Annotated in this window: 22 protein-coding genes; 12 read left to right on the top strand and 10 right to left on the bottom strand. The window is 68.3% G+C overall.

Going from position 1 to position 22,914, the window contains the following annotated elements:
* Positions 1-8: 8 nt before the first annotated feature.
* From BMY35_RS15645 to BMY35_RS15615, 7 genes are read left to right on the top strand one after another with little or no spacing between them, the layout of a single operon-like run.
* A complete protein-coding gene (locus BMY35_RS15645) occupies positions 9-1,004 on the top strand; it encodes a Bug family tripartite tricarboxylate transporter substrate binding protein (protein ID WP_093200595.1) in 996 nt (331 codons plus the stop codon).
* Between the two features lie 28 nt (positions 1,005-1,032).
* Entirely contained in the window at positions 1,033-2,196 is a 1,164-nt protein-coding gene (locus BMY35_RS15640; protein ID WP_093200592.1) for an FAD-dependent monooxygenase, read from the top strand.
* Positions 2,197-2,230: 34 nt separating this feature from the next.
* Entirely contained in the window at positions 2,231-2,455 is a 225-nt protein-coding gene (locus tag BMY35_RS15635; protein WP_093200589.1) for a recombinase-like helix-turn-helix domain-containing protein, read from the top strand.
* Between the two features lie 14 nt (positions 2,456-2,469).
* Positions 2,470-3,519 carry an aromatic ring-hydroxylating oxygenase subunit alpha gene (locus BMY35_RS15630; RefSeq protein WP_093200587.1) on the top strand — a complete coding sequence of 350 codons (1,050 nt, stop codon included), beginning with the start codon at positions 2,470-2,472 and terminating at the stop codon, positions 3,517-3,519.
* Positions 3,520-3,538: 19 nt separating this feature from the next.
* Positions 3,539-4,507, top strand: coding sequence for a PDR/VanB family oxidoreductase (locus BMY35_RS15625; RefSeq protein ID WP_093200584.1), 969 nt, complete (start codon positions 3,539-3,541; stop codon positions 4,505-4,507).
* A 44-nt stretch (positions 4,508-4,551) separates the two neighbouring features.
* Complete coding sequence (locus BMY35_RS15620) at positions 4,552-5,658, top strand: porin (protein WP_093200582.1); 1,107 nt, start codon at positions 4,552-4,554, stop codon at positions 5,656-5,658.
* 39 nt (positions 5,659-5,697) lie between these two features.
* Positions 5,698-7,029 (top strand): MFS transporter, encoded by a 1,332-nt coding sequence (locus BMY35_RS15615; protein WP_093200579.1) that lies wholly within the window; start codon positions 5,698-5,700, stop codon positions 7,027-7,029.
* Between the two features lie 213 nt (positions 7,030-7,242).
* Here BMY35_RS15615 and BMY35_RS38785 read toward each other — a convergent pair whose 3' ends face one another.
* Positions 7,243-7,377, bottom strand: a complete 135-nt coding sequence (locus BMY35_RS38785; RefSeq protein WP_256228536.1) for a hypothetical protein — start codon at positions 7,375-7,377, stop codon at positions 7,243-7,245.
* A 305-nt stretch (positions 7,378-7,682) separates the two neighbouring features.
* On the opposite strand from BMY35_RS38785, the gene BMY35_RS15610 reads away from it, so the two are divergent.
* Positions 7,683-9,923: a M1 family metallopeptidase gene (locus BMY35_RS15610; protein WP_093200576.1), complete on the top strand. Its 2,241-nt coding sequence runs from the start codon at positions 7,683-7,685 to the stop codon at positions 9,921-9,923.
* Between the two features lie 71 nt (positions 9,924-9,994).
* Positions 9,995-10,420, top strand: coding sequence for a hypothetical protein (locus tag BMY35_RS15605; protein ID WP_093200573.1), 426 nt, complete (start codon positions 9,995-9,997; stop codon positions 10,418-10,420).
* An 8-nt stretch (positions 10,421-10,428) separates the two neighbouring features.
* Here the strand turns inward: BMY35_RS15605 and BMY35_RS15600 are convergent, their stop codons facing one another.
* From BMY35_RS15600 to BMY35_RS15590, 3 genes are read right to left on the bottom strand one after another with little or no spacing between them, the layout of a single operon-like run.
* Positions 10,429-11,175: a transporter substrate-binding domain-containing protein gene (locus tag BMY35_RS15600; RefSeq protein WP_093200571.1), complete on the bottom strand. Its 747-nt coding sequence runs from the start codon at positions 11,173-11,175 to the stop codon at positions 10,429-10,431.
* A gap of 50 nt (positions 11,176-11,225) precedes the next feature.
* On the bottom strand, positions 11,226-12,695 hold the full coding sequence (locus tag BMY35_RS15595) for a sensor histidine kinase (protein ID WP_093200568.1): 1,470 nt from the start codon (positions 12,693-12,695) through the stop codon (positions 11,226-11,228).
* On the bottom strand, positions 12,692-13,393 hold the full coding sequence (locus BMY35_RS15590; RefSeq protein WP_093200565.1) for a response regulator: 702 nt from the start codon (positions 13,391-13,393) through the stop codon (positions 12,692-12,694). The genes BMY35_RS15595 and BMY35_RS15590 overlap by 4 nt, the downstream gene beginning before the upstream one ends.
* A gap of 163 nt (positions 13,394-13,556) precedes the next feature.
* Here BMY35_RS15590 and BMY35_RS15585 point away from each other — a divergent pair, with 163 nt between their 5' ends.
* Positions 13,557-14,453 carry an alpha/beta fold hydrolase gene (locus tag BMY35_RS15585; protein WP_176947655.1) on the top strand — a complete coding sequence of 299 codons (897 nt, stop codon included), beginning with the start codon at positions 13,557-13,559 and terminating at the stop codon, positions 14,451-14,453.
* A 10-nt stretch (positions 14,454-14,463) separates the two neighbouring features.
* Here the strand turns inward: BMY35_RS15585 and BMY35_RS15580 are convergent, their stop codons facing one another.
* The 3 genes from BMY35_RS15580 to BMY35_RS15570 all read right to left on the bottom strand — a co-directional run bounded on the left by BMY35_RS15580 (position 14,464) and on the right by BMY35_RS15570 (position 16,527).
* Positions 14,464-15,291 (bottom strand): substrate-binding domain-containing protein, encoded by an 828-nt coding sequence (locus BMY35_RS15580; RefSeq protein ID WP_093200560.1) that lies wholly within the window; start codon positions 15,289-15,291, stop codon positions 14,464-14,466.
* 99 nt (positions 15,292-15,390) lie between these two features.
* The gene (locus BMY35_RS15575) at positions 15,391-15,591 is read right to left on the bottom strand and encodes a type II toxin-antitoxin system antitoxin (protein WP_093200558.1); all 201 of its coding nucleotides are present in this window, start codon (positions 15,589-15,591) and stop codon (positions 15,391-15,393) included.
* A 39-nt stretch (positions 15,592-15,630) separates the two neighbouring features.
* Positions 15,631-16,527: an SPFH domain-containing protein gene (locus BMY35_RS15570; protein ID WP_093200555.1), complete on the bottom strand. Its 897-nt coding sequence runs from the start codon at positions 16,525-16,527 to the stop codon at positions 15,631-15,633.
* Positions 16,528-16,580: 53 nt separating this feature from the next.
* Between BMY35_RS15570 and BMY35_RS15565 the strand changes: the two genes are divergently transcribed.
* Together BMY35_RS15565 and BMY35_RS15560 are read left to right on the top strand one after the other, a co-directional pair.
* Complete coding sequence (locus BMY35_RS15565) at positions 16,581-17,123, top strand: hypothetical protein (protein WP_093200553.1); 543 nt, start codon at positions 16,581-16,583, stop codon at positions 17,121-17,123.
* Between the two features lie 108 nt (positions 17,124-17,231).
* Positions 17,232-17,720, top strand: a complete 489-nt coding sequence (locus BMY35_RS15560; RefSeq protein WP_093200550.1) for a Spy/CpxP family protein refolding chaperone — start codon at positions 17,232-17,234, stop codon at positions 17,718-17,720.
* Between the two features lie 10 nt (positions 17,721-17,730).
* Here the strand turns inward: BMY35_RS15560 and BMY35_RS15555 are convergent, their stop codons facing one another.
* The 3 genes from BMY35_RS15555 to BMY35_RS15545 all read right to left on the bottom strand — a co-directional run bounded on the left by BMY35_RS15555 (position 17,731) and on the right by BMY35_RS15545 (position 22,867).
* Entirely contained in the window at positions 17,731-18,501 is a 771-nt protein-coding gene (locus tag BMY35_RS15555) for a TIGR04325 family methyltransferase (protein WP_093200547.1), read from the bottom strand.
* Positions 18,502-18,591: 90 nt separating this feature from the next.
* Complete coding sequence (locus tag BMY35_RS15550; protein ID WP_093200545.1) at positions 18,592-19,488, bottom strand: response regulator transcription factor; 897 nt, start codon at positions 19,486-19,488, stop codon at positions 18,592-18,594.
* Positions 19,466-22,867 (bottom strand): hybrid sensor histidine kinase/response regulator, encoded by a 3,402-nt coding sequence (locus BMY35_RS15545; protein ID WP_256228533.1) that lies wholly within the window; start codon positions 22,865-22,867, stop codon positions 19,466-19,468. Before BMY35_RS15545 ends, BMY35_RS15550 begins: the two co-directional genes overlap by 23 nt.
* Positions 22,868-22,914: the final 47 nt, after the last annotated feature.

Raw genomic sequence — 22,914 nt, 5'->3', positions numbered from 1 at the left:
CGACCGACATGCAACGACGTTTCTCCTTCTCCGTCCTGTTCGCCGCGCTCGCGGCCTTCACTCTCGCCGCGCCGGTGCATGCGCAGCAGAGCGAGGCCCAGAAGCAGCTCTCGAGCGAGCGCTTCACCATCATCTCGCCGTTCCCGCCCGGCGGTCCGGTCGACACGCTGGCTCGCGTGCTCTCCGATGGCCTCGCCAAGCGCTACGGCCAGGCGGCGGTGGTAGACAACCAGGTCGGCGCGGCCGGCAACATCGGCATGGAGAAGGTCAAGCGCGCCAAGGGCGATGGCCACACGCTGCTGGTGATTCCGGCGGGCAACGTCACCATCAACCCGACGCTGATGCCCAACTTCCCCTTCGACATGGCGAAGGACTTCGTGCCGGTCACCATGCTCGCGAAGGCGCCCAACGTGCTGGTCGCGTCGCCGGCCTCGGGCATCAAGAACGCGAAGGACCTGGTGGCTCAGGCCAAGGCCAAGCCAGGCACGTTGTCGTATGCCTCGCCCGGCGTGGGCAGCGGCCTGCACCTGGCGGGCGAGCTCTTCAAGCAGCAGGCCGGCATCGACATGCTGCACGTGCCCTACAAGGGCACGGCGCCCGCGCTCAACGACGTGCTGGGCGGCTCGGTGCCGCTGATGTTCAGCAACCTGCCGGCGACGCTGCCCTTTTTGAAGAACGGCAAGCTGGTCGCCATCGGCGTGACCGAGGCCAAGCGCAGCGCGGCGGCGCCGGATATCCCGACGCTGGCGGAGCAGGGCATCCAGGGCGTGACCGTGACCTCGTGGTACGGCCTGATGGCGCCCAAGGGCACGCCGCCCGCCGTGGTCGAGCAGCTCGCCAGGGACGCGGCCGAGATGCTGTCGAAGCCCGACGTGCGCGAGCGCCTGAAGCTGCAGGGCATGACCGACGCGGCCATGAAGCCCGCCGAGTTCGCCGCCTACATCCGCGACGAGACGGCCGTGTGGGCAAAGATCATCAAGGCCCGCAACATCGTTGCCGAGTAAGCCGGCGCAGGCACGAGGGGACAGACTCATGAAGACCACCAGCGAATCCACCATCGGCATCGTCGGCGCGGGCATCGGCGGCCTCGTCGCGGCCATTGCGCTGCGGCGCGCGGGCCACGACGTGATCGTGTTCGAGCAGGCGAAGCAGTTCGCCCGCGTCGGCGCGGACATCAACCTCACGCCCAACGCCGTGCGCGCGCTCGACGGCCTCGGCGTGGGCGAGGCGGCCCGCGTGACGGCGGCCCGTCCGTCGCACCGCATCAGCCGCACCTACGACACCGGCGAAGAGACTTCGCGCCTTGAAATGGCCGACACCGCCGAGCAGCGCTACGGCGCACCGCAGCTCACCATCCACCGTGCCGACCTGCTGGCGGCGCTGGCCGACATGTTCCCGGCGGAGCAGGTGGCGCTCGGCAAGCGAGCCGAGACCATCGCGCCGGACGACAAGGGCGTGAGCATCTCCTTCTCCGACGGCACCAGCGCCCGCTTCGGCGCGCTGATCGGAGCCGACGGCATCCACTCGTGCGTGCGTACCGCGATGTTCGGCGCCGAAAGCCCGCGCTTCACCGGCATCGTGGCCTACCGCGCCGTGGTGCCTGCCGAGCGCGTGGCTGGCGTGCCCAACCTGGGCGCCTTCACCAAGTGGTGGGGGCCCAATCCGCAGAGCCAGATCGTCACCTTCCCGCTGAACCGGGGCAAGGACGTCTTCATCTTCGCGACCACGCCGCAGGACAGCTGGCACCTCGAGTCGTGGACCGCGCCGGGCAGCGTCGACGAACTGCGCGAGCAGTACGTGGCCTACCACCCCGAGGAGCGCGCCTTGCTCGACGCCTGCGACACGGTGCTCAAGACCGCGCTGTACGAGCGCGACCCGATGCCCGCCTGGACCAAGGGCCGCATGGCGCTGCTGGGCGATGCCGCGCATCCCATGCTGCCTTTCATGGCGCAGGGCGCCGGCATGGCCATCGAAGACGCGGTGGTGCTGTCGCGCCATCTCGAAGGCGTGGCGATGGCCGACGTGCCTGCCGCGCTGCAGGGCTTCGAGACGGCGCGCATCGAGCGCGCCAGCCAGGTGCAGCTCGGCTCGCGCGGCAACAACTGGCTGCGCGAAGGCGGCAACGCCGACTGGGTCTACGGCTACGACGCCTGGGCCGCGCCGCTCGCAACCCCGGCCATGGCGGCCGCCGCCTGATTCTTCAATTCATTCCGCCCCACGGAGGCACACGATGCAAACCCAAGACCGCTACCTGCAACCGCACCAGGCGCGCCGGCGCCCCGCGACCACCTACGAAGACCTGCTGGGCGACGTGATCGAGCGCGCCTTTGCGGACGGCATCCACGACCTGTCGGGTCTGGTGCAGCGCCTGAACGACAGCGGCCTCGCCACGCCGGGCGGCCAGCAGTGGACCGAGGAGCTGTATCGCAAGGAGATGGCCGCGCTGGCGGCCTGAGAGGAACGAACATCATGACCATCGCCATCCAACCCGTTCCCGCTGATCCGGTCGACCACCTGCTCGAGATCGGCCTGAAGGACCTCTGGTACCCCATCTGCCCCTCGCACTTCATCAAGGAGAACCCCATCTCCCTGCGCCGCCTCGGCCGCAAGCTCGCGCTGTGGCGCGACGGCGAAGGCGTGCTGCATGCGCTGGAAGACCGCTGCCCGCACCGCGGTGCGCCGCTGTCGCAGGGCGTGGTGCTGGGCGACCGGCTCTCGTGCCCTTACCACGGCGTCGAAGTGCGTCATGACGGCGTCGTCACCCGCGTGCCCGGCAGCCCGGGCTGCAAGCTCGAAGGCTCGAAGGCCACGCGGCACTTTCACGTGCAGGAGCGCGCGGGCGCGGTATTCATCTACAACTCGAAGGAGCCCGTCGACGTGCCGCCGCCGCTGGTGCTGCCCGAGCAGCTGACCGACGATGCAGAGTACAGCAGCTTCCTCTGCTACACCGAGTGGAAGGGCGACTACCGCTACGTGCTCGACAACGTGATGGACCCGATGCACGGCACATACCTGCACAAGCAGTCGCATTCCATGGCCGAGGGCGATTCGAGCGCCAAGTTCGGCATCCGCCAGACCGACATCGGCTTCGTGTTCGAGAAGGAAGGCCAGCGCAACGTCAACTTCGACTGGACCGAATGGGCCGACACGGGCATTCACTGGATGCGCCTGGAGATCCCGTATCCGAAGACCGGCGGCCCCGGCGGCAACTTCATCATCATCGGCGCCTTCTCGCCGATCGTGAAGGGCATGACGGCCACCTTCTTCTGGCGCGTGCGCAAGCTGGAGCCGGGCTGGCAGCGCGACACATGGCGCTTCCTGTACCGCAACCGCCTGGAAGCGCGCCACTGGCACGTGCTGGAGCAGGACCGCGTGATGCTCGAAGAGATGGAAGCCGACGCCAACCAGCACGAGAACCTGTACCAGCACGACCTGGGCATCGTTCGCCTGCGCCGCCACATGCGCAATCTGGCGCAGGCGCAGCTGGCGGAAGCCGGTGCGAGCGCCGTAGCTGCCTGACAGGGGAGAGAGCTTCGCCATGTCTTCTCCAACGCTCAACGCCCTGGTGCACACCATGCGCTACGAGGCCGACGGCATCGTGAGCGTCGAATTCCGGCCGGCCACGCCCACGGTGGACTTCCCCGCCTTCGAGGCCGGCTCCCACATCGACCTGCACCTGCCCAACGGGCTGGTGCGCAGCTACTCGCTGTGCAACCCGTCGAGCGACCGCCAGCGCTACGTGGTGGGCGTGCTCAACGACCGCAAGAGCCGCGGCGGCTCGCGCTACGTGCACCAGCAGCTGCGCGTGGGCATGACGCTGCCCATCTCGGCTCCGCGCAACAACTTCAGGCTGGAAGAGGGGGCCGAGCGCTCGGTGCTCGTGGCCGGCGGCATCGGCGTCACGCCCATCTGGTGCATGCTGCAGCGGCTGGTGGCCATCGGCAAGCCGGTGGAGATCGTCTATTGCGCCCGTACCCGAAAGGAAGCGGCCTTCTGCGACGCCATCGAGGCATTGGCGAAGGAGAAGTCGGTGCAGCTCACCTGGCACTTCGACGACGAGAAGGGTGCGCCGCCCAACCTCGTCGAGCTGCTGTCGGGCAAGGGCGCCGCCAGCCACTATTACTGCTGCGGCCCCACGCCGATGCTCGATGCCTTCGAGAAGGGTTGCGAGCAACTGGGCTATGCCAACGCGCACATCGAGCGCTTCGCCGCCGTACAGGTGGAGGCAGGCGCCGCCGCGCAGGCCTGCGTGGTGGAGTGCGCGAAGAGCGGAAAGAGCGTGGAAGTGCCGGCAGGCAAGTCGATCCTCGACAGCCTGATCGACGCGGGCCTCAACCCCGACCACAGCTGCAAGGAAGGCGTCTGCGGCGCCTGCGAGACGGCCGTGCTCGAAGGCGAGGTCGACCACCATGACGGCATCCTCACCAAGATCGAACGTGCGTCGAACAAGACCATGATGATCTGCGTCTCGCGCTGCAAGGGCGCGCGGCTGGTGCTGGACATCTGAACAGGGCCCCAGGCCGACAGAAGAAAACCAACCGAGACAAATCAATGAAAAAGTACCTGATCGCGCTGGCTGCGGCCAGCGGGGCTGGCGGAGCGCTGGCCCAATCTTCCCTCACGCTCTTCGGCGTAGTCGATGCGGCCGTCACCTACACCAAGGGCAGCGGCCCCGGTTCGGCCCACAAGACGCAGCTGACCAACAGCGGCAACATGTTCAGCCGCCTCGGCTTTCGCGGCACCGAAGACCTGGGCGGCGGCTACTCGGCCAACTTCTGGCTCGAGATGGGCCTGCAGAACGACAGCGCGCAGGGCTTTCCGTCGAACACCAACAACCAGGCCAGCGGCAACGGCCCGGCGGGCGTGCTGAGCTTCAACCGCCGCTCCACCGTGAGCCTCGCCGGTCCCTTCGGCGAAGTGCGGCTGGGCCGCGACTACGTGCCGGCCTTCTGGAACACCGCCATCTTCGATCCCTTCGGCACGGGCGGCGGCATCGGTGCGAACCAGATCTACTTCTCGGGCCTGGGCGGCCTCGTCGCGCCCACGGGCACGCGTGCGTCGAACAGCATCGGCTACCTGCTGCCGGCCAACCTCGGCGGCTTCTACGGGCAGGTGATGTACGCGATGGGCGAGAACGACTCGAACTCGGTGCTGCCCGGCACGCGTGTGTCGAACAGGCACGACGGCGATCACACCGGCGCGCGCCTGGGCTACCAGAGCGGCGGACTCAACATCGCGCTGGCCACGGGCCGCACGCGTTACGCAAGCGGCGACCTGCGCGTGACCAACCTCGGTGCCTCCTACACCTTCGACGCCTCGCTCATGAACCTCAAGCTCACGAGCGAGCTGTACAAGGAGTCGAAGGGCACGACCGATGCCAAGGGCGTTCTGGTCGGCTTCCAGCTGCCCATCGGGCCCGGCGAGATCAAGGCCTCGTACGCGCGCTACCGGCTGGAGCCGGCCGGCGCGGTGCTGAAGCCCACTTCGTCGAAGCTGGCCATCGGCTACGTGCACAACCTTTCGAAGCGCACGGCGCTGTACGCCACCATCGCGCGCATCAGCAACAGCAACGGTGCATCGCAGGCCCTCTCGGGCGCGATCACCGCGCCGAACCGTGCCTCCAGCGGCACCGAGTTCGGCATGCGCCACATGTTCTAGGCGCACGCCTTCATCACCTTCACCCCGGCAGGACTGGCCATGCAGAGCAGCAGCAACAACAACAGCGGCAAGAGCTTTCGTTGGTACGGCGTCATCACGCTGTTCGTGATCGTCGCCATCTCCTACGTGGACCGCATCAACATCGCGGTGCTCATCACCGACGCGGCCTTCCTGAACCACGTGGGCCTCGCGGCCACCGATCGCGTGAGCCAGGGCTTCCTGGCGACGGCCTTCATGCTGGGCTACGGCGTGTCTGCCTTCGTGCTCACGCCGTTCTGCTCCGCGCTCTTCGGCGTGCGGCGCAGCCTGGTCTACGGGCTGATCCTCTGGGGAGTGGTGACCTGGGCCTCGCCGATGTTCGACAGCTACGGCATGCTGCTGGCGTCGCGCGTGCTGCTGGGCGTGTCGGAGGGGCCGCTCTTCTCGCTGGCCTCCGCGTACATCAAGGCGCATTTCCGAAGCGACGAGAACGGCAAGCCCAACGCCTTCGTCAACATGGGCACGGGGCTGGGGCTTGCCATCGGCTATCCGCTGGTCGGCTGGCTGCTCACGCAGTTCGCGTGGGACAGCTCGTTTCACGTGCTCGGCGTGCTCAACATCGTGCTGGGCATTCCGCTGGTGCTGGCCTTCGTGCGCATGCCGCCGGGGCATGCCGACGGCGTGAAGCCGTCCTCGTTCGGCGAAGCGATGGCGCGCGTGGGCGGCATCGTGAAGGGCGCGCTGCAGACGCGGCACCTGTTCGTGGTCACGCTGCTCACCTCGGCCGCGCTGGCCTATCTCTGGGGCAGCAGCAACTGGCTGCCGACCTACCTGCGCGAGGCGCGCGGCTTCTCGATGCGCGAGATGGGCTGGCTGGCATCGCTGCCGCAATACGCCACCGTGCTCGCGGTGTTCGTGGGCGGCGTGCTCATCGACAAGGTGGGGCGCGAACGCGTGCCCTTCATCTTCATGGGTGCGAGCGTGGGCGTGGCGCTGTCGGTGCTAATGGCCATCAACGCGCGTGACCCGTATGTGGCGGCGTGCTGCCTGGTCGCGGCCAACTTCTTCTGGGGTCTGCAGAGCCCGGCCATTCCGAGCACGGTGCAGTACTGCTCGCGGCCCGAGCACACGGCCAGTGCGTTCGGCGTGACCAACGGCGTGGGCAGCCTCGTCGCGGGCTTCATGCCCGCGCTGATGGGCGGCGTGATCGGCGCGATGTCGCATGGGGCAGGTGCGGGCCCCACGGCCGCGGCTTCGTCGGCCTCCGGTTTCTTCGCGGGCTTCGCGCTGCTGATCGGCACGCAGGTCGTGGTGTTCGGCTGCGGCTTCATGCTGTGGCTGCGCGACCGCTCGCGCAGCGCGCACACAGTCTCTGGTTCACAGCTTTCATAGGCTTTTCGAAGGCTTGTACCTTCGTACTGTCGTGGTCGGGTCACAGTGCGGCGACCCGATTTCCGTCATCTGCGTGAGCAGGTGTTTCGGCGGCGGAACCATCTTCGTATTGCATGGCGTGCGTTGCATGCCATGACGCCATTCGGCCTATCGCGCGCGAACATTTTGAGAAAGAAAAGTTCCGCGATTCGTTGAGCACGCAGCGGCCATCAGCTACAACTGCGTGACATCAATGGACGAGGGAATGCGCGTGAAATCAACGACAAGAGCCGCAGCAAGTCTTGCCATCGCCAATACGGCCAGCACTGTTTCCGCTTCGAGGAAGTGCGTCGCGCCGACGATGCGCATGCACTGACGAAGGCCTTCGCGCTACAAGCCCGCCTCCGCACCCATCACCCCGCGATTGCCGGGAATGGAACCTCTTACGCCACGAATCCTGGGACCGCCGCCTCGCGAGCGGTGTGACCCTGCATGACTGTGTGGTCCTGACGAACGCCTGAGTTCGCCGGGAGGGCACCGTGTTGCCCGTTTCTTCCGATTCCCCCGTTGTTCATCTCACTCATCACCGCGCGCGTCATGCGCATCGCAGGCTATCCGCCGGCGCATGCGGGACGGCGCATGTTTCTTCTTACCAAGAGTACTCAGAGGCGATCATGAAAAGATTCAATACACCCGTGGTCAATCATCTTGCCATCACCGCAGTGACCCTTGCCGTCCTCACGGCTTGCGGCGGCGGCGGAGACAGTGGTGGCGCTTCGTTGGGCGGTGCAGGCGTTGGCCTCAGCGCACCTTCGGACCAGGTCGTTTCCGCTCCCGTGTCCGATCCCTCCGCCAAGGCACCGGACGACGGAGTGCCCAACTCGGCGAACAACGCGGTCGCCGCCGTCGACCGTTCTGCCAGGCCGATGGAACTGCCCGACACCGTCTGGCCCAGCAACTACAAGCTGTGGTTCCGTCCCGATGCCGCGCTCAAGACCTTCGTGGGCCGCGGCGACGTGGAGATAGAAGTGCTCAAGCCGGTCGACGCCATCGTCGTCGCGGCGCACAACCTGAACTTCGCGAAGGGCCGCACCACGCTGCGCAAGGTGTCGAATCCTTCCGAGGCGATACCGCTGATTCCCACGCCGCAGACGCTGGGCGACTTCGTGCAGCTGCGACTGAACGACGGCCAGATCGCGAAGGGCAAGTACCTGCTGCACATGGAGTGGGACGGCAAGATCCAGTTCTCCGACGCCGAGTACTGCCCGCCGGCCGAGGTGGCACGCAACCCGTTCTGCTCGGCTGCCACCGGCATCTTCAAGGTGGGGCTCTCCACGCCCGAAGGCGTGAGCAGCGATGCCATCGTGACGCAGGGCGAGACCAACTACGCACGGCAGTGGTTTCCGGGCTGGGACGAGCCGGCCTTCCGCCATACCTTCGAGATTTCGGCCGAAGTGCCGGGCGACTGGAAGACGGTGTCCAACGGCGCGCAGATCGAGGCGACGAAGCTGCCCGACGGCTACCAGCGCGTGGCTTTCGAGAGGACGCCCTCGATGCCGATGTACCTGACCTTCTTCGGTGGCGGCAAGTTCGACATCCTGGCCGACAAGTTCAAGAACCCGCTCGACGGCAGCGAGATGCCGCTGCGCTGGTTCACTCCGCCGGGCCGCTCCGACTGGGCCAAGTTCGCGATGGAGTGGACCAAGGTGTCGATGGACTACTACTACAACTACACCGGCATTCCGCTGCCGTTCAAGAAGTTCGACACCGTCGCCGCCAACGACAGCTACGACAACAAGCCCAACACCGGCTTCGGCGGCATGGAGAACTGGGGCTCGATCTTCGAGTTCGCCGACTCGGTGCTCACCAAGCCGGGCGACACGCCCACGCTGTACTCGGTGACGGTGGTGACGCACGAGGTGGCGCACCAGTGGTTCGGTGACCTGGTCACGCTCGACTGGTGGGACAACGTGTGGCTCAACGAATCGTTCGCGCGCTGGTTCGAAAGGCGCACCACGATCAAGTTCCACCCCGAGTACTACAGCTTCTCCGACTACGTTCTGGACAAGCACAACGTGATCGTGGCCGACCTGAAGAACACGGCCGTGCCGGTGCAGCGCAACCTCAACGACGCGGGATCGTTCGGCTTCATCAGCCCGTCGATCTTCGTCTACAACAAGGGCAGCCACGTGCTGGAGACCATCCAGAACTACATCGGCGAGGAGGCGATGCAGAAGGGCCTGCGCATCTACCTGAAGGACTACGCCTTCGGCAACGTCACGCCCTCGCGCCTGTGGAGCTCGCTGGAGAAGGCCAGCAACGGCAAGAAGGTGAGCGAGATCGGCGACAGCCTGATCCGCCAGACCGGCATTCCGCTGCTCACGGTGGACGCGCAGTGCGCGGGCAACAGCACCTACGTGAACATCACGCAGGAGTCGTTCCCCAACCAGAACCTGTATCCGGCCTCGACGTGGACCATTCCCGTGACGCTGGCCTACGGCGACTCGATGGAGCAACGCAAGACCTTCGTGATGTCGAACAACAGCACGCAGCTCGAACTGCCGGGATGCACGGCCGTGCTGGCCGGCCCGACCGGGCAGGACTACTACGTGAGCAACTACAGCGCCCAGTCGTGGAGCGCGCTGCTGGCCAAGGCGCAGAACTTCGCGGGCAACAAGCCGCTGCTGCTGAACATCGAGCGCGACGCGTTCCGGCTGCTGGGCGTGGGCCGCATCACGCAGGCGCAGTACGACCAGATCAAGGGCGTGCTGAACCTGCCCGCGCCGCTGCTGGCCAAGACGCAGGTGAGCGAGCAGAAGATGGCGGCGGTGGCCACCGGTGCGGAGAAGGAGGAGTACCCGCATGCGCTGCGCTTCCAGGGCAGCCTGAAGCTGCGCGACAACGAGAAGCGCTGAGCTGCGTAGCCTGAAACCGGCGCGCGCCGCCCGCACCGCGGGCGGTGCGCGCCCTCTGGACAAGGACAGTCATGAACACAGCATTGAAATGGATGGCCGCCGGGGCGGCGGCCCTGTTGCTGGCCGGCTGCGGAGCGGACAGCGGCAGCAGCAGCAGCAGCGCACCCGAGGCCGAGCTGGTCGGTACCTACGCCGTGAAGCAGAACGGCGCGCTCAAGGAGCTCATCAGGATCGAGAAGCAGGGCGACGGCTACGTGATGCGCGACAAGGTACGCACGGCCGAATGGAGCGAGCCCAAGATGACGATGAAGCCCGTGACGCGCGAGCACTGGACCCGCATCACCACCGATAAGGAGAACACCGCCTTCGTCGGCGTGGCGAGCGAGCAGCTCGGCATCTTCAAGGTGCCGGCCGGCTGGCAGAAGAACGGCTTCAAGACCTCGACCGGGTACTTCCTGTTCTATTCGCGCGGGCCGGTGGAGGCGTACAAGCTCTGAGGGCTCGCTCAGGCGGCTGGCGCCACGCTCGCGCCCTCGATGCGGTGGCGCTTCAGCGCATCGGCCACGAAGCCGCTGGCCTTCATCTCCTCGACGAAGGCCGCGAGCAGCGCCTGCGCTTCGGCGCCGCGGCTGGCGGGTGTGCCCATGGCCTGCTGGATGACCATGAACCGCCCCGGCAGCACACGCACGCCGGGCGCGCGCCGTGCCTCGCCTTCGAGCATCTGGCGGATGCCGGCTGCCACTTCGACTTCGCCGGCACGCAATGCCGCCAGCGCAGGTGCCGCGCCCTGGAGGCGCACGATCTCGGCCGCCTTGATCTCGCGCGTGAGGAACAGGTCGTAGGCGCTGCCGGAGCCCACGGAGATGCGATTGCCTTGGGCATCGACCTGTGCGTTGTCCTGGAACGCCGAGGCATCAGGCACGAGGTAGCTGCCCTCGATCAGCACGTAGGGCGCGGTGAACAGCAGCCCCTCGCTGCGCGCCGGGTCGATGGCGAAGAAGCCGATGTCGGCCTTCTCGCTCTTCACCGCGTCGACCGAGGCGGCGGCCTTCTCGAACACCACCAGCTCGATGCCCACGCCGAGCCGCCGCGCGAACTCGCGCGCCAGGTCGATGGATACGCCAACGGGCTCGCCGGTGGCCGCGTCCTTGTTGGCCAGGATCGGGTTGCCCAGGTTGATCGAGGCGCGCAGCGTACCGCCTGGCGCGAAGGTTGAAACGAGGGCGGGCGTGATCGTCGGCTGCTGTGTCATGGCGTTGCGGCATCGATGGATGGAGATGCCGCCAGTTTACGGGGAGCCCCTCAGGACCCGGCGGGCGTCACGATGCCTAGCGAACCCAGCGGCCCGAGCGGCAGCCGCACCGTGACGCGCAGGCCCGGCCCCGTGCCGGTGTCGCCGAGTGCGATCGCGCCGCCGTGCGCATCGACCACCGAGCGCACGATGGCCAGCCCGAGGCCGCTGCCCGTTTGCGTCTGGTCGGGGTCGCGGAAGAAGCGGTCGAAAACGCGCTCGCGCAGCGCCGGCATGATGCCCGGCCCCTGGTCGCATACCGTCAGCACCGCCAGGTCGCCGTCGCGCCGGATGCCCACGCTCACCACCGAGCCGACGGGGCTGTACTTGGTGGCGTTGTCGATCAGGTTGTCGATCATCGAGACCAGGCTGTCGCGGTCGCCCATGATCTCGACGGGTTCGTCGTCCACCAGCTCGATCTCGACCTCGCGCACGTGGGCGAGGGCCGAGAGCGCCGCCAGCCGTTCCTGCACCAGGTCGTCGAGCCGCAGTGCGTGCGGCGCCGAAGCCTGGGCGTTGCTGCGCATGAGCCGCAGCAGCTGGCCCACGAGGCGCTCCGCGCGCGCGTTGCTGCTGAGCACGCGTGCGAAGAGTTCGTCCTGCCGCTCGGTCGGGATGTGCTCGACGAGCAGCGACTGCAGCGCCTCGACGTTGACTCGCATCGCCGCGATGGGCGTGCGCAGCTCGTGCGCCGCATCGGCGATGAAGCTCTGCTCGCGCGCGATGCTGGCGCGCAGCCGCTGCATCAGCGCGTTGAAGTTCCTCACCAGCGGCCGCAGCTCGTCGTGGCGCGGCAGCGTGGACACGGGCGCGAGGTCGTGCGGGCCGCGCGAGGCGATCTCGTTGGCCACCTTGCGCCACGGCCGCAGCGCGAGCCGGATCGACAGCCATGCGGGCAGCAGCAGGAAGGGAATGCTGATCACCAGCGGCAGGATGTAGTAGCCGCGCGACTGGAAGGTGAGCCACATCTGCACGGTGCCGGGCGTGACCAGCGTGACGCGCGTCTTGCCCGTGGGCGACTCGATGGTGCGGGCGCGCCAGCTCTTGCCGTCGGCCTCCACCGTCTCGCCGATGTCGGGGCGGGTGTTGGCGATGCCCGCCGGCAGGCCGCTCGAGCGGTAGACCTCGCGGCCGTTCTGCCAGACGATGACGCTCGGCGACATGTAGGCATCGTCGCCGTTGCCGAAGCCGTTGCGCAGGGCGATGTCCATCGCGCGCAGGCTCTCGTACTGCCTGGCGGGCTGGTCGGTGAGATTGCGCGCGACCACCAGCATGCTGCGCTGCGTGGAGTCGATGACGGACAGGTCGTCGGTGAACGCCGAGCCCAGCAGCAGCCCGACTGCCAGGCTCCACAGCAGCGTCATCATCGCGATCTGCGCGAACATGAGGCGGCGCACCAGCGAAGGCCGCCGGACGCGGCGCCAGCCGCTGCGCAGCAGCCTGCCGGGTGCCGACGCGATGGCCGCGACCAGCTCGCTCATGCACGCTCCAGCGGTTGCTGCGCCGCGAGGTAGATCACGTAGCCGATTCCGCGCACGGTGCGGATGTAGCCGTCGCCGATCTTGCGGCGCAGGTTCGAGACATGCACGTCGAGCACGTTGCTGCCCGGGCCCTGGGCGTGCGCTGTGCCCTGGGAGCCGGACAGCACGAGCTGCTCGAGCGCGCGCCGCGCCACCACGCGGTCGGCCCGCCGCACCAGCAGGCTCAGCAGCCGGAATTCGCTGCGCGACAACGAGACGGGCATGCCGTCGACGCGCACGCGCTGGGTCGGCTCGTGCAGCCAGAGGCCGCGGATCTCGAAGGTCGCGCCGTCGCCGCCGTAGCTGCGCCGGGCGAGGGCCCGCACGCGCGAGAGCAGTTCGGCCAGCGCGAAGGGCTTGACCATGTAGTCGTCGGCGCCGCTGTCCAGGCCCTGCAGGCGGTCGTTCAGGCCGTCGCGCGCGCTGAGGATCAGCACCGGCAGCCGCGTGCCGCCGCGCCGCAGCCGTTCGAGCACCGCGAGGCCGTCGCCGTCGGGCAGGCCCAGGTCGAGCAGCAGCAGGTCGCAGCCTTCGGCCTCGAGGATGCGCAGCGCCTCCTCGACGCGGCGCACCCACACCACCTCCATCCCCTGGGTCTGCAAGGCGACGCGAATGCCGGTGGCGAGATCGAAATCGTCTTCGGCCAGCAGGATCTTCATGGCGGGCAATCTACCCGGCGAAGCTGAAGGAATCCCAAAGAAACGGGGGCGCCGGCGCGGAGGACGGCAGGTGGCAAGGCGACGGAATTTCAGCAGACCTTCATCTATGCGCCGCACCATGCGGGGTGTCCGTCAGACATCGTCAAGAAGAAGAGAGATACCGATGAGCCTTTTCGAAGCGCGCCTCTTCGCCGGGAACTTCCGTTCGCCGCAAGCCCATTCCTCGCTGCTGGCTTCGTATGCGCATGTGCTCGCGCGATGGCCGGTGCCGCACGAAAGCCGCTACGTGGAAACGCGCTACGGCCGTGCGCACGTGCTGGCCTCGGGGCCGGCCTATGCGCCGCCCGTTGTGCTGCTGCACGGCGGGGGCGGCAACGCCACCACCTGGGTCCACAACATCGAACGGCTCGCGGGTTCGCTGCAGGTCTATGCGGTGGACATCATCGGCGACGCCGGCCGCACCGAAGGGAAGCGGCCCCTGACGGAAGACACGTACTGCAACTGGCTCGAGGACGTGCTGATCGGCATCGGCCGGCCCAAGGTGGGGCTGTGCGGTGCCTCCTTCGGCGCATGGCTCGCGGCGGCGTACACGCGCCAGACGATGCGGCGGGTTTCCAAGGTCGCGCTGCTGGCGCCGCCGAATCTCGAGTCGCTGCGCATCGGCACCGTGCTGCGCGCCGGGCTTGCGGCGGCGTTCCCGAGCGAGCGGCAGGTGCGCGCCTTCCACGCGCTGGTGTCGTCGCCGATGGCGCCCGAGCCGCCGCCGTGGGCCATGGACGACCTGCTCGTGCGTTGGCGCTGCCAGCGCGGCAGTCCCCGCCCACCGGGCCGCATGACCGACGCCGACCTTCGCGCGCTGCCGAAGGGCTCCCTGCTGATGCTCGGCGAGGACGAGGTGCTGTACGACCCGATGCGCGCCCGCGCCCGGGTGAACGCCCTGGCGCCGCATGTGCGCGTCGAACTCCTGCCCGATGCGGGTCACACGATCGCCTTCGACCAGGCGGAGAAGGTCGGCGATGCGCTGGTCGAGTTCTTCCGGCGCGACGGCTGGACGCTCTGACGGTGCGCGGTCAACGCGCCGTCAGCGGCTCCAGCCCGGTCTTGGTGATGGTGGGCGCGGCCGCGGGCGAGTTGAGGTAGCGGATCAGCTGCCGCGCCGCGTCGGGCTGCTTGGAGGCGGTGGCGATGCCGGCGGAGAACACCGTCACGCGCTGCACCTCGGCCGGCAGCGGGCCGATGTAGTCGATGCCCGCGATGGGCAGCAGCTCGCTCACCTGCTGCAGGCCGAGCGCCGCGTCGCCGCGAGCCACCACCGAGCCGACGCGCTCGCTCAGGATGCGCTTGCTCTTGGGCTTGACCTGGTCCTCGATGCCGAGCTTCTTGAGCAGCTCGGTCTCGTAGTAGGTGCCGCTCGCGCTCGCCGAGTAGGCGATGGAGGGCGCGGCGATCAGCGTGCGCTTCAGCGCATCGACCGTGCTGATGTCGGGCTTGGGCGCGCCCTTGCGCACCGCGAAGCCGATGGCCGAGCGCACCAGGTCGACCTGGCTGCCGGGCACCACCTTGCCTTGCGCCACCAGCGCATCGAGGGCGGGGCGCGCGAGGATCACCACGTCGGCCGGCTCGTTGCGCGCGAGGCGGCTGGGAATGGAATCGTCGGCGTTGCCCATCGAGGCGCCGTAGGCCGTCTTCACGCTGCGGCCGCTGCTGCGTTCGAACTCGGGGCGAAGGTCGTTGTAGGCGGCGGTGAAGCCGCCGGAGGTCATGACGTGGATGTCGGCGCCGCCCGCGGGCCTGGCGCTGCCGCCGAGGCCGCCGCAGCCGGCGAGCGCGAGGGCCGCGACCAGGGGGAGGGCCGCGCGGCGGGTGAGGGTGCGAAAAGAGGAAAGGGGCTTCGTCACGATGTCTCCAGGAGGAAGAGGGTTGCGGCGTGGTTGCCGTCTGCCTCTGTCATCGTAGAAGCCGGGGCTGTCATTCGGCCTTCAGCGAATTCGGGGTTATCACTGAGCCGCGGGCTCGTCGGGAGTGCTTTTGCCTGCGTCCGTAGCGGGGAGCCGCCCGCGCCTCGCCAGCCCTTCGCGCAGCAGGAACTCGACCTGCGCGTTGGCGCTTCGCAGTTCCTGCGCGGCGAGACGCTCGATCTCGGCCCAGAGGGCCGGATCGATGCGCAGGGGATAGGCTTTCTTGCCGGGACTGGCCATCGGGTGGGTACGGATCTGAGGGCGTGTACGGCTCGCGCCTCAGGTGTAGAGCGTACCGGTGTTCACCACGGGCTGCGTCTCGCGGTCGGAGCACAGCACCACCAGCAGGTTCGACACCATCGAAGCCTTGCGCTCGTCGTCGAGCACCACGAGGTTGCGCTCCGACAGCCCCTTGAGCGCTGCCTCGACCATGCCGACCGCGCCCGCCACGATCTGGTGCCGCGCGCTCACGATGGCCACGGCCTGCTGGCGGCGCAGCATCACCTGTGCGATCTCGGGAGCGTAGGCGAGGTGGGTGAGCTTTGCATCGAGCACTTCGACGCCCGCGCTGGCGAAGCGCTGGTTCAGCTCGGCCTTGAGCGCGTCGGCCACCGTGTCGAGCCCGGCGCGCAGCGTGGTTTCTTCGCTCGGCAGGTCGTCGCCGCTGTCGTAGGCGTAGAGGGTGGCGAGATGGCGGATGGCGGCTTCGGCCTGGATGGCGACGAACTTGTTGTAGTCGTCGATCTCGAACACCGCCTGCGCCGTGTCGTAGACCCGCCAGACCACCGCCGCGCCGATCTCCACCGGGTTGCCGCGCTTGTCGTTCACCTTCAGCGGCGGCGTGTTGAGGTTGCGCGCGCGCAGGGAGATCTTCTGGCCGCTTTGCAGAGGGTTGGTCCAGCGCAGGCCCTCGGAGCGGTCGGTGCCCTGGTATTCGCCGAAGAGCGTGAGGATGATGCCCTCGTTGGGCTGCAGCATGTAGAGACCCGGGACCAGCACCAGGCCGACCACGATCAGCAGGATGCTCATGGGCAGCGGCATCAGGCGCTGCACCATCGCCCAGACGCCGACTGCAATGAGCAGCAGCGCCACCGCGGACACGCCGTAGCCGTTGATGGACCGGTAGGGGCGCTCCTTGCGGACCGGGCGGGAATTGGCGGGGGATTTTTCTTGCACGGGGTCCTCCTAAAAAGTGATATCACTCTAATATCTTTTTGAGGCCAGTCAAGATGTTTTCGATTTCCCGACGACCGCTCCGGATTTCCGTCGTCGCCGCGCTGGCGGCGTGCCTGCTCGGCGCCGCGCCGGCCAGCGCCACTTCGTGCGCCGGCCGCATCTCTTTCTTCGATTCGGTCGCGGAGGCACGGGGCGAGCCACGCGCCCGCGTGCTCCGGGCGAGGGTGGTGCCCTTCGACCTGGGCGTGCCGAACTACACGCCACCGCCGGATTCCTTCATGTTCGAGCCGATCGAGTTCCTCGACGGCAGGCCCGCCGGCAAGGCCGCGGGCCGCTTCATCGGCAACGGCGTGCTGCACTACATGCTCAACGTGGCGCCGCCGGGCCGCATTGAGCCGCTGCCGCAAGGCTCCGAATGGATCGTGCTGGCGTGGGACAACGGCGAGGGCTCGCTGAACGTCGGCCCCTGCGGCTCGATCCTCGAAGTCCGGGGCAGCGCGGTGCATGGCTTCATCCGGGGCGCGCCGACCAGCATCGACACGTCGCAGACCATGCCGCTGCGCGAGCTTCGCCGTTCGCTGCGTGCGCCAAGGTAAAGACGGTTCGCTTTACCCCCGCTTTACGGGCTCGCAACGCAAGCGACAGCCGCCGCGCCTGAAATGCGCGGTGGCCCTCCGGAGGGCCGACACCGAAGGACTCCAGCCATGACGATGAACCGCTCCCTGCAACGCCTCGCGCTCGCCGCAGCCCTTGTCGCGGTGAGCGGCCACGGATTCGCGCAGTTCGGTGGAGGCGGCGGGGGCATGGGCGGCGGCCGACGAGGCGCGCGGCCCGACAGCTCCACCAGCCCGCGCTCCGGCGACGGCCTCAACACGCCGGCCACCGCGTCGGCCAAGGTCCGCGACAAGCTCTACGACCTGCGCGTGCAGCTCATGATCACGCCCGAGCAATCGCCGTTGTGGGACCGTTTCTCGGATGCCGTATGGGACATCGCCAGCCGCACCGGCATGGCCGCCGCGCCGCCAGCGGACGACCTGAGCGCGGTGCAGTTCGCGCAGCAACGCGCGGCGCAGGCGCAAGATCGCGCCCGGCGCATGCAGGCGGTGAGCGACTCGCTGTCGAAGCTCTACGACGCGATGACGCCCGAGCAGCGCCACACGGCCGACCAGAACCTGCCGGCCGTCATCCCTTGAGACTTCGCGGTCAGTCGACGAGATCGAAGCAGCAGCCCGCGTAGTAGGGCTTGTCGCCGCCCTCGACGAAGGGCACCTCGATGGGCTTGCCCTCGTTGCGCCACACGTCGCGCTTCCTGTAGCCGGAGCGCGCCAGGTCGGCCAGCAGCTCGTCGTGGTGCTGTATGCGGTAGGGGCACACCGCGATGCCGATGCTGTTGAGCGTGTAGATCGTGCGCTCGGGGTGCACGGCCGTGGTGTTCATCACGATGCGCCGGGGCTTCACCGACAGCGAGGAAAGGATCGCGTCCATGCGCACCGGCAGGTACTGCAGGCTGCCCGACACGTACAGCACGTCGCAGCCGCTCGCGTCGCGGTAATCGGTGGTGAAGCTCAGCTGCTCGGTCGCCTCGCGCTTGACGGCCATCGCGCGGCCGCTCTCGACCACGCCGGGCACGTCGCACACCGTCCAGCGCAGCGTGTCGGGGTAGCTCAGCACGCGGCGGAAGGCGTAGTACTTGATGCCGACGTGCCCGCCCAGGTCGAACACGCGCGTCATGCCCGCGTCGATGGAGCGGCCCAGCCAGAAGAGGCCGGGGTAGTCGTAGAAGTAGATCTGCGGGCTGTAGAGCTCGCCCGCGTCGGCGTTGGCATAGCCCACGGCCTTGCTGGAGGGCGCTCCGGCCTCGGCCGCGGCGAAGCTCTCGAACGAGCCCATGAACAGGTTCTCGTCGGTGTTGTTCAGGAACTTGCGCTTGTAGGCACTTTCGCGCGGCGGAAACTGCAGAAGGCTGGACAGCATTTCTCTCTCCGGTGGCTGGCCCATTCTGGGCGCAACCGGCGCTTTCGGGCGCTATAGCCCAGTGCCGTTGGGGCAGTTACCCCATGGGGGTTACATACCGCTGGCCAGCGCCGCGGCCGCCGCCCGCGTTTCCACGCCCAGCTTCTCGAAGATGTGCTCCAGATGCTTGTTCACCGTGCGCGGGCTGGTGCCCAGGATCTCTCCGATGTCGCGGTTCGTCTTGCCCTTGGCGAGCCACGACAGCACCTCGGTCTCGCGCGGCGTGAGAGCCGCGTCGGCCAGCCGGGCGGCCGGACCTTCGCGCTGGATGGCGAAGAGCAGCATCGTCTCGCCCAGCGCCGCCGCGCCCAGATTGCGCACCGACAGCCGCATGCCCGTCGCCGTTCCGACGGCGATGGCCGCGCCCGGCGAGAGCGCTGCTTCGAGCGATGCCGGCAGCAGGCCCGGCGCCACCGGCTCTTCGAGCGCGTGCAGCCACAGCGCGGCCTGCGGCGAGCGCCACGCGACGCGCCCGCGCGTGTCGACGAACACCACGCCCATGCCGGCCACGTCCACCGCGTCGCGGGCCATGCGGGTGATGCGCGCGTTGCGCGCGTGCGTGTGCAGCCGCGCCAGCACCTCCTGCGCGCGGATCGGCTTCACCACGTAGTCGACGCCGCCGCACTCGAAGCCTTCGACCACGTGCGTGGTTTCCGAGAGGCCAGTCATGAACAGAACCGGGATGTGCGCCCACGCAGGGTTGGCCTTGATGCGCCTGCAGGTCTCGAAGCCCGAGAGTCCCGGCATCAGGCCGTCGAGCAATATCGCGTCGGGCACTACCAGCTCGAGCCGCTGCAGCGCGGCCTCGCCGTCGGCCGCCACCAGCACGGTGTAGCCGCTGGCCTCCAGCGTGTCGCACAGCATGCCGAGGCTGCTCGGGGCGTCGTCCACCACCAGCACGACGGGGCGTTCGGACGATGGCGATTCAGGAGGCGAGGGTGTCTGCATCTTCGGCCAGTGCGTTGCGGAGTTTGTCGAGTTCGAAGCGCGAGACCATGCCGCGCAGCCAGGTGCAGGTCGATGCCGCCGCGGGCGATGCGGCGGCCAGCCTGTCGAGCACGGTGTGCAGGCCGCGCACGTGGCCCATCTGCGCGAGGCGCATGAGTTCGGCGCGTTCGTCTTCGGAAAGGGCGAGCTGGGGTGGGCGCGGCTGCGCTCCCTGTTCGTCGTTCGCGGCAGGCCCCATGGCGTCGCCCGCCGCGAGCCATTCGAGGCCCAGGTGCCGCTCCAGCGTCGCGATCAGCTCCGACTCGATCACCGGCTTGCCCACGAAGGCCTGGCAGCCCGCCGCGCGCAGCCGCTCGCCCTGGTTCTCGAACATGTTGGCCGAGACGATGATGATCGGGATGTCCCCGAAGCCCGAGGCGCGCACCGACGCGGCGGTCTGCCAGCCGTCCATGTCGTCCATCGTCAGGTCGAGCAGGATGGCCGAGGGCAGTTCCTCGCGCAGGCTGTCGAGGCACTCGGTGCCGCTCGCGGCCTCGCGCACCTCGAAGCCCAGCGGCGCGAGCATGCCGGCGAGCATCTGGCGCTGCACGGGCTGGTCGTCCACCACCAGCAGCGTGCGGCGCGCGCCGATGTAGCCCGACACCGGCTGCCGCAGCGCGCCGGCCTTGCCGGCCTGCGGGCCGGGGTCGGCCACCTCGCGCAGGTACACGCGCACGCTGAAGGTGCTGCCCTGCGACGAGGTCGATGCCAGCTTGAGCTCGCCGCCCATCAACGAGGTGAGCAGCCCGGTGATGGTCAGGCCCAGCCCGGTGCCCGGCTCGCCGCGACGGCGGCCTGCCGCGCCGCGCTCGAAGGGCAGGAAGATTCGCTGGTGGTCCTGCGGCGCCACGCCGATGCCGGTGTCGACCACGTCGAAGCGCAGCACCTCGCGGCGAGCATCCACGTGCAGCGTGACGGTGCCGCTGTCTGTGAAGCGCACCGCGTTCGTCAGCAGGTTGATGAGGATCTGCCGCAGCCACTTCGCGTCGGCATGCACCCAAGGCGGCAGCCGCCCCGCATGCGTGTAGACGAAGGCCAGGCCCTTGTTCTCAGCCTGGGGGCGGACCATGTGCACGAGCTGGTCGAGAAAGGCCGGCAGCGCCAGCGGCGCGGGTTCCAGCTGCAGCCGCCCGGCCTCGATGCGCGCCAGGTCGAGCAGGCCGTCGATCAGGCCCAGCATGTGCTCGCCGCTGCGGTGGATGGTCTGCACCGCCTCTCGCGGCGGCGTCACCGCATCGCCCTTGAGCAGGATCTGCGAGTAGCCCAGGATGCTGTTGAGCGGCGTGCGCAGCTCGTGCGTCATGCCGGCCACGTAGCGGGTCTTGGCCTGGTTGGCGGCTTCGGCGGCTTCCTTGGCGGTCTGCAACGCGGCGTCGGTGCGGCGGTGTGCCTCGATCTCCAGCGCCAGCAGGTTGTTGTGGCGGTTCGATTCCTCTTGCGCCATCTGGCGGCTCTCGCTGCCCAGCACCACCCACCACGCGGCCACCGCGGCCACCACGGAAAGCAGCGCGAACACCTTCAGGAAAGCCGTGGCCATGACCGGATCGCTGGTGCCCGCCAGCGCCTCCTGCGCGTAGACCACGCCCACCACGGTGGCCAGCAGCGCGATGAGCGACGTGGCCACCAGCAGGTAGTGCGCCACGCGGAAGTTGAGCCGCGCCGACAGGGCAGGCGGCAGCAGCGCCTGCAGCCAGCCGCTCATCTGCTCGGCGGCGCGCGAATCGGTCTTGCAGCGGTCGTGGCAGCGCGATTCGAGCGTGCAGCACAGCGAGCAGATCGGCGCGCTGTAGGCCGGGCAGTGCGCCATGTCCTCCGACTCGAAGCTGTTGTCGCATACCGAGCACTTCACGCCCTGGCCCGGCTTCCAGCGCTCGATGTCGTTGCGCGCCAGGTAGTAGCGCCCGCGAGTGCGCCACGCGAGCAGCGGCGAAAGCGCCATGGCCGTGGCCAGCGCGATGAAGGGCGAGAAGGCTCTGGCCCAGTGCCCCAGCGCGCCCGAGTAGGCGAGCATGGCCAGCGCCGCCGCCACCAGCATCGACACCAGGCCCACCGGGTTGATGTCGTACAGGTGCGCGCGCTTGAACTCGATGGTGCGCGGGCTCCAGCCCAGCGGCTTGTTGATGACCAGGTCGGCCACCAGCGCGCCGACCCATGCGATGGCGATGTTGCTGTAGAAGCCCAGCACATGCTCCAGCGCGGCGAACACGCCCAGTGCCATGAGCAATATCGCGATGACCACGTTGAACACCAGCCACACGACGCGGCCCGGGTGGCTGTGCGTGAGCCGCGCGAAGAAGTTCGACCACGCCAGCGAACCCGCGTAGGCGTTCGTCAGGTTGATCTTCATCTGCGACACCAGCACGAACAGCACCGTGATGCCCAGCACCCAGGCCGGATCGCGCAGCACGTACGAGAAGCCGGTGAGGTACATCTGCGTGGGCTCGATCGCATGGTTGCCCGGAATCTCGTGCTGCAGCGCCAGGAAGGCGAGGAACGCGCCGCCCATCATCTTCAGCATGCCCGGCACGATCCAGCCCGGCCCCGCGACCAGCACGGCCGTCCACCAGCGCACGCGGTTGGCGGCCGTCTTCTCGGGCAGGAAGCGCAGGTAGTCGACCTGCTCGCCGATCTGCACCACCAGCGAGAAGGCCACGGTGGCGGCGGCGCCGAACATCAGCGGGTCGAAGCCGCTGCTGTCGGAAGTGCGACCGACCAGCCCGGTGAAGTCGGCGTACAGCTCGGGCTTCTTCACCAGCACCGCGATGAAGGGGCAGACGAACAGCACGATCCAGATCGGCTGCGTCCACAGCTGCAGCCCCGAGATGAGCGTGATGCCCCGCGCCACCAGCGGGATGATGACGATCGACGACACCATGTAGAGCAGCCACAGCGGCCAGTCGAGGTACATCTGCAGCGCCAGCGCGAGGATGGCCGCCTCCAGCGCGAAGAAGATGAAGGTGAAGCTCGCGTAGATCAGCGATGTGAGCGTGGAGCCCAGGTAGCCGAAACCCGCGCCGCGCGTGAGCAGGTCCATGTCCACGCCGTGGCGCGCCGCGTAGTACGAGATCGGCAGGCCCGTGAGGAAGGTGATGAGCCCGACCACGAGGATGGCCCACAGCGCGTTCGAGAAGCCGTAGCTGAGCGCGATGGCCCCGCCGATGGCCTCCAGCGCCAGGAAAGAGGTGGCGCCGAAGGCCGCGTTGGCCACGCGGAACTCCGACCACTTGCGGAAGCTGCGCGGCGTGTAGCGCAGCGCGTAGTCCTCCAGCGTCTCGTTCGCGACCCAGGCGTTGTAGTCGCGGCGGATGCGGAAGATCTTCTGTCCGGAGACGGATTGCATGGCGGGTTCTCGCGGCGGCGGTGGCATGGGGCGGGTACAGCAAGAAG

Origin of the sequence: Variovorax sp. YR750, from assembly GCF_900109805.1 — a bacterium.
Classification (GTDB): domain Bacteria; phylum Pseudomonadota; class Gammaproteobacteria; order Burkholderiales; family Burkholderiaceae_C; genus Variovorax; species Variovorax gossypii.
The sequence above is the reverse complement of the archived record's forward strand: the minus strand, read 5'-3'. Positions and strand labels throughout refer to the sequence as shown.